Origin of the sequence: Streptomyces marokkonensis (assembly GCF_039539045.1) — a bacterium.
Taxonomy (GTDB): domain Bacteria; phylum Actinomycetota; class Actinomycetes; order Streptomycetales; family Streptomycetaceae; genus Streptomyces; species Streptomyces marokkonensis.
On sequence record NZ_BAABCQ010000181.1, the window covers coordinates 8,823 to 15,008 of the forward strand.

Here is a 6,186-nt window from a genome sequence, read left to right on the forward strand (position 1 = left end):
GAAAGCGGTGAAAGCGGTGAAAGCGGTGAAAGCGGTGAAAGCGGTGAAAGCGGTGAAAGCGGTGCGCAGGCGCGGCAGGCAGGCGCGGTCGGTGGGACCGCGAACCTCTTGCCCGCCCGCGTCACCGGGAGGGGCGCGGGGCCGGGCCCCGGGAGGTGGACCGCGTGGGTGACGGGTGCCGCAGGGGAGTCCGCCGCGGGAACGGGAGCGTCGCTTCGCCGGTGACCGCGCCGGGGTGTCCCACGGTGCCGAGGCTCAGCAGGACATGGCGTTCGGCGACCTCTTCCGCGGTGAGCGGTCCGTCGGGACGGAACCAGTTGGCGACGCCCTGGCACATGATGAGGACCGAGCGGACCGCGTCGGCCGGTATCGGCGTGGTGAACACGCCTTCGGCGCGGCCCGCTTCGACCGTGTCCAGCAGCATGTGCTGGAGATAGTCGCGCAGGGCCACGTAACGGACCCGGTTCCCGGGTTCCAGGCTGCGGATCTCGGTGTCCAGGAAGGCCAGGGACCTGCGGTGGGCCATGTAGAGCACGATCGACTCGACCATGCCGCTGAACCTCGCCAGCGGAGCGGGTCCGGCCTCTGCGGCCGCCGCCCGGCAGCGGTCCAGGACGTCCTTGATCGACGTCTCCAGCAGGGTGGCGAGCAGCGCCTGCTTGTTCTCGTAGTGGTAGTACAGCGCGGGCACGGTGACGCCGACCCGGCCGGCGATGTTCCGCACCGAAGTGCCGTGGTAGCCCTGCTCGTTGAAGGCCTCCATGGCGTGCACCAGGATCGGGTGCAGGTCGAGTGGCCCGTAGGCGCGCCAGTGCTGCGCTGGGGCCATGGTGTCCTGGCTCGGCTCGGTGCTCAACGACTCTCCTCGGAACGTGCGTCGACGGACGGCATCGTACGGCCGTGAGTCCGGATTGCTCCCCCTCCGGTGCTTAGCGATCGATCAGGAAACGCGGCGTCCGGTGTCCGGCTCCGTCTGCCTTCCCCGACAAGTACCACCAAAACTCTTGGTGTTGAAGCGTTGACCGAACGAGTGCGCGCTTCTACGTTCTTAGCGAACGCTCAGTAAGGTCCCGGTCGCATGGCGGCGAGCCCGTCGTGCCCCGAGAGAGGAACCCATGAGCCACCACCCCCCTGATCCCGAGGACACCGGCAGCGCCGGGCCGCTGGACGGCGTACGCGTGGTCGAGCTGGCGGGCATCGGTCCCGGCCCGTTCGCCGCGATGCTGCTCGGGGACCTGGGCGCCGACGTGGTGCGCGTCGACCGCCCCGGGCCCGCGCCGCTCGGCGGCGACCCCGCCCACGACGTGACCAACCGCAACAAGCGCTCGGTCCTGGTCGACCTCAAGTCGCCAGAAGGGCCCGGGACCGTCCGGGCCCTGGCGGCGCGTGCCGAGATCCTGGTGGAGGGATACCGCCCGGGTGTCGCGGAGCGGCTCGGGGTCGGCCCCGAGGAGTGCATGGCCGCCAACCCCGCCCTGGTGTACGGCCGGATGACCGGCTGGGGCCAGCGGGGGCCGCTCGCGCCCCTGGCCGGTCATGACATCGGCTACATCGCCACGGCCGGCGCCCTCTCCATGATCGGTGCGCCGGACGGGCCACCCGCCGTCCCCGCCAACCTGCTCGGTGACTACGCCGGCGGATCGCTCTACCTGGCCGCCGGCGTCCTGGCCGCGCTGCTCACCGCCCGCGCCACCGGCCGCGGCCAGGTGGTGGACGCGGCGATCGTCGACGGCACGGCCCACCTCACCTCGCTCTTCTGGGGCATGCTCGCCCAGGGCACCTGGCGGGACGCCCGCGGACACAACCTGCTCGACGGCGGCTGCCCGTACTACGGCGTCTACGAGACCGCCGACGGCGGCTGGATGGCGGTCGGCGCCCTGGAGCCGCAGTTCTACGCGGCCTTCGTCTCCCTGCTGGGCCTGGACGGCGACGACCTGCCGGACCGCGCCGACCCGCGCGGCTGGCCGGAGCTGCGGGCCCGGTTCACCGCCCGGTTCAGGACCGCGACCCGCGAGGAGTGGACGGCCGTCTTCGAGGGCACCGATGCCTGTGTCGCCCCCGTCCTCTCGCTGAGCGAGGCGGCCGGCCACCCGCACCTGACCGGGCGCGGCACCTACACCGAGGCGCACGGCATCACCCAGCCCGCTCCCGCGCCGCGCTTCTCCGCCACCCCCGGCACCCTCCGGCTGCCTCCCGCCGTCCCCGGCGCGCACACCGCCGACGTGGCCGACGACTGGGACATGCCCGAACTGCTGAAGGACCGCCGCTGATGGAACTCTCCTCGCCTCTGACGTACACGGGCGACCCGCGTGACGCCGCCGACCGGGCCGCCGCCCTGGAGGCCGCGGGACTCGACGCCGTCTGGGTGTCCGAGGCCTACGGCTTCGACTCCCCGACGATCACGGGATACCTGGCCGCGAAGACCGAGCGGATGAGGATCGGCTCGGCCATCCTGAACGTCTACTCGCGCACCCCCGCACTCATCGCCCAGACCGCCGCCGGACTCGACGCCCTCACCGGCGGACGTGCCCTCCTCGGCGTCGGCGCGTCCGGTCCGCAGGTCGTCGAGGGCTGGCACGGCCGCCGCTTCGACCGTCCACTGGGCCGGACCCGTGAGGTGATCGAGCTGTCGCGGCGGATCTGGCGGCGCGAGGTGATCGAGCACCACGGCATCACCAGCCTGCCCCTGCCGCCCGAGAAGGGCGGCACGCTCGGCAAGCCCCTGAAGCTCCTCACCCACCCGGTCCGCGACACCATCCCCGTGTACGTCGCCGCGCTCGGCCCGGCCAACGTCCGCGGCGTCCTCCAGTACATCAACGGCTACGAAGGGGGCCTGCCCGGCTTCGTGGCCCGCGTGCGGGAGCTCGCCGACCGCTACGGCGATCGCTTCACACCGCCCGAGCTGCTGCTGCGCAAGGCCGAGCAGGGCGAGACCTTCACGGAAGCCTGACCCTTCTCCTGATCCCCGGCGGCCCTCCGCACTTCCGCCGCGCACCTCCCGGCACGCCTGCCGGGGCGCCCCACCGCCCCGGTCTCCCCGGACGTTCCCATCCGACCCGCAAGGAGGCCCCGATGACATCAGCGCACCGCACCACCGGCCAACTGCCCGACGCCCCGGCCGACCGGACGCTGCCGCGGCTGCTGGCCCGCAACGCCCGTGAGTACCCCGGGCTCCCCGGCCTCTCCTGGCAGCCGGCGGACGGGGACGGCGACTGGACGACGCTCACCTGGGCGGAGATCCACGAGCACACCGAGCGCCTGGCCGCCGGGTACACGACGCTCGGCGTCGGCCACGGAGACCACGTACTGATGATGATGGCCAACCGGCCCGAACACTGGCTGTCCGACCTGGCCCTCGTCCGCCTCGGTGCCGTCCCGGTGAGCGTCTACGGCACCGCGGCGCCCGAGCAGATCACCCACATCGCCCGCAACTGCCGGGCCCGGGTCGCCGTGGTGGAGGGGACGTCGCAGGTGGAGGTGTGGGAGCCGCTCCTGACCGACGCCGGCACCCCGCTGGCCCGGCTGGTGGTGGCCGAGGCGGGCGCCGAAGGAGACCACCTCCCGTACGCCGCCCTGCTTCGGGAGCCGGCGCCGGAGCGGTTCGCCAAGGAACTGGACGCCGCGAGCCCCGAGGACCCGCTGACCGTCGTCTACACCTCCGGCACCACCGGGGAACCCAAAGGCGTCGTTCTCACCCACCGCCAGGTAATGGCCAACGCCCTCGCGCTGGACGCCGTGGTGGAACTGCCGCCGCACGTCGAGCACATCTGCTACCTGCCGTTCGCCCACATCGCCGAACGGATGCTGGGCATCTACCTGCCCTGCCACCGCGCCTCGCACGTCTACCTCTGCGCCGACCCCGCGGGCGTGGGCACGGTCGTGCGCAAGGTGCGTCCCGCGCAGTTCTTCGGCGTGCCGCGGATCTGGGAGAAGCTGTGCGCCGCCGTGCAGGCCATCCTCTCCCTGATGCCGGCCGAGCAGCGGGAGGTCATCGACGCGGCGTCCGCGGTGGCCCGTGAGCACGTCGGGTACCGCGAGCGGGATGAGACACCGCCCGCCGAGCTGGAGGAGCGCTACGCCCGTGCCCGCAAGGAGGTCCTGCTGCCGCTGCTGGCCGCGGGTGGACTGGACCGGGTGACCTGGGCGGCCAGTGCGTCGGCGCCCATGCCGGTCGACGTGGTGGACTTCTGGGCCGGGTTCGGGATCGTCATCATGGATGCCTGGGGGCTGACCGAGACCACCGGCGTGGCCACCACCAACAGCCCGCGGACCGGCTTCCGGATCGGCTCGGTGGGACGCCCCGTGGAGTCCGTGGAGGTCCGGCTCGCCGCGGACGGCGAGATCGAGGTGCGGGGCGGGTCGGTCTTCTCCGGCTACCTCCAGCCGGACGGATCGGTGCGGTCGGCCCTGGACGCGGACGGCTGGCTGGCCACCGGCGACGTCGGCCGGACGGACGAGGACGGCTATCTCTGGCTCACCGACCGGAAAAAGGAGATGATCATCACCTCGACCGGCAAGAACGTCTCGCCGGCCCTGGTGGAGAACACGCTCAAGCAACATCCCCTGATCGGCCAGGCACTGGTGCACGGCGACCGGCGCTCCTACCTCGTCGCCCTGCTGGTGCTCGACGCGGAGGCCGCCCCCGCCTGGGCCGCGGCCCAGGGCGTCGAGGCGGACGGCACGGTCGCCGGGCTGGTGCGGCACCCGGCCGTCCGGGCCGAGGTGGAGCGCGCCGTGGCCGCCGCCAACGCCCGGCTCAACCACACCGAGCAGGTGAAGCGGTTCGAGCTGCTGTCCGAGGAGTGGGGCCCGGCGACCGGCGAGCTGACACCCTCGCTCAAGATGCGGCGCCGGGTCATCGGGGACAAGTACGCCGACGCGCTGGCCGGGCTCTACCGGGACTGAGACGGGCCCGCGCTTCGCGCGCGAGAAACGGGCCGCCCCCCGACCGGGGAGGGGCGGCCGACTCGCGTGGGCCGGCTCAGAGGCCGTAGGTCTTGCCGATCACGTCCCGCTGGATCTCGCTGGTCCCGCCGTAGACCGTGGACACGACCGCGGCCCGCAGGTGGCGCTCCATGTCGAACTCGGTGGTATAGCCGTAGCCGCCCATCATCTGCATGCCTTCCACAGCGGCCCGCTTGGCGATCTCGGTGGCCTTCAGCTTGGCCATGGACGCCTCCCGCGGGAACAGCTTGTCCGGTTGCGCGTCGCAGTCCAGGGCCACCTCGCGCACCAGCAGCCGGGTGCACTCGATCTCGGTGGCGAGATCGGCCACCCGGTGCCGCAGTGCCTGGAAGGAGCCGACGGGCCGCCCGAACTGCTCACGTTCGCGGACGTAGGCGAGGGCGTCGTCGAAGATCCGGCGCGCCAGGCCCAGCATGTTCGATGCCAGAAAGAGTCGCTCGTGGTTCAGTCCGGCCATCAACTGCCGCCAGCCGTCGTTCACCCGGCCCACCACCGCGTCGGCGGGCAGCCGGACGCCGGTGAGGAACACGTCGTTCACCTCCCGGCCGCCCATGGTCTCGATGCCCCGCACCTCCACGCCCGGCGCGTCGGCGGGCAGGTGGAACATGGTCAGCCCGCCGTGCTTGTCCTCACCGGTGCGGGCCACCAGCAGAATGCTCTTGGCGCAGTGCGCGTTGGAGATCCAGGTCTTCTGCCCCTCGACCACCCAACTGCCGTCCGCCGCCCGCGTGGCCCGGCAGCGCAGCGCGCCGACGTCCGAACCGGCCCCGGGCTCCGACATGGCGATCGACAGGACGTCGCCGCCCACGGCGCCCGGCAGCACGTCGTGCCGCTGCCGTTCGGTGCCGAACCGCTCGTACGCCTTCGCGGCGATGACGGTGGTGACGAAACCGCCGGCCGGGACCATCCCGTAGGAGGTCTCCTCCAGGAACAGGCAGGCGTCGGCCAGCCCGCCGCCTGACCCCCCGTACTCCTCGGGCAGGCACACTCCGAGCCAGCCGAGGTCGGCGAGCCTGCCGTACAGCCCGGGGTGGTGTGCCTCGCGGCCGCCCGCGGCCAGCGCGTCCCGCCGCTCCCGGGTGCCGCACTCGCGCTTGGCGAAATCTCTGACGGCCGCGACAAACGCGGCCTGCTCTGCGGTGAGGCGACTGCCCATCAGGTCCTCCAGGGGTCCGAGCGCCCGACTCCGCCTCGGCTGGGTACACCGGAGCCGGTGGGGTC

At 72.7% G+C, this 6,186-nt stretch carries 5 protein-coding genes; 3 read left to right on the top strand and 2 right to left on the bottom strand.

The window, feature by feature from the left end; translation table 11 throughout:
• Positions 1-121: 121 nt before the first annotated feature.
• Entirely contained in the window at positions 122-856 is a 735-nt protein-coding gene (locus ABEA26_RS30680) for a TetR/AcrR family transcriptional regulator (RefSeq protein ID WP_345596667.1), read from the bottom strand.
• A gap of 259 nt (positions 857-1,115) precedes the next feature.
• Here ABEA26_RS30680 and ABEA26_RS30685 point away from each other — a divergent pair, with 259 nt between their 5' ends.
• From ABEA26_RS30685 to ABEA26_RS30695, 3 genes are all read left to right on the top strand, one after another.
• Positions 1,116-2,270: a CaiB/BaiF CoA transferase family protein gene (locus ABEA26_RS30685; protein WP_345596669.1), complete on the top strand. Its 1,155-nt coding sequence runs from the start codon at positions 1,116-1,118 to the stop codon at positions 2,268-2,270.
• Positions 2,270-2,950 carry an LLM class flavin-dependent oxidoreductase gene (locus ABEA26_RS30690; protein ID WP_345596671.1) on the top strand — a complete coding sequence of 227 codons (681 nt, stop codon included), beginning with the start codon at positions 2,270-2,272 and terminating at the stop codon, positions 2,948-2,950. The genes ABEA26_RS30685 and ABEA26_RS30690 overlap by 1 nt, the downstream gene beginning before the upstream one ends.
• 122 nt (positions 2,951-3,072) lie before the next feature.
• Complete coding sequence (locus tag ABEA26_RS30695) at positions 3,073-4,905, top strand: AMP-dependent synthetase/ligase (RefSeq protein ID WP_345596673.1); 1,833 nt, start codon at positions 3,073-3,075, stop codon at positions 4,903-4,905.
• Between the two features lie 76 nt (positions 4,906-4,981).
• Here ABEA26_RS30695 and ABEA26_RS30700 read toward each other — a convergent pair whose 3' ends face one another.
• Positions 4,982-6,121, bottom strand: coding sequence for an acyl-CoA dehydrogenase family protein (locus ABEA26_RS30700; RefSeq protein WP_345596675.1), 1,140 nt, complete (start codon positions 6,119-6,121; stop codon positions 4,982-4,984).
• Positions 6,122-6,186 lie beyond the last annotated feature (65 nt).

Bases quoted from the DNA above. Each gene is read 5' to 3' on its own strand.
- ABEA26_RS30685 (WP_345596669.1), top strand. From the start codon at position 1,116: ATGAGCCACCACCCCCCTGATCCCGAGGACACCGGCAGCGCCGGGCCG.
- ABEA26_RS30690 (WP_345596671.1), top strand. From the start codon at position 2,270: ATGGAACTCTCCTCGCCTCTGACGTACACGGGCGACCCGCGTGACGCC.
- ABEA26_RS30695 (WP_345596673.1), top strand. From the start codon at position 3,073: ATGACATCAGCGCACCGCACCACCGGCCAACTGCCCGACGCCCCGGCC.
- ABEA26_RS30700 (WP_345596675.1), bottom strand. From the start codon at position 6,121: ATGGGCAGTCGCCTCACCGCAGAGCAGGCCGCGTTTGTCGCGGCCGTC.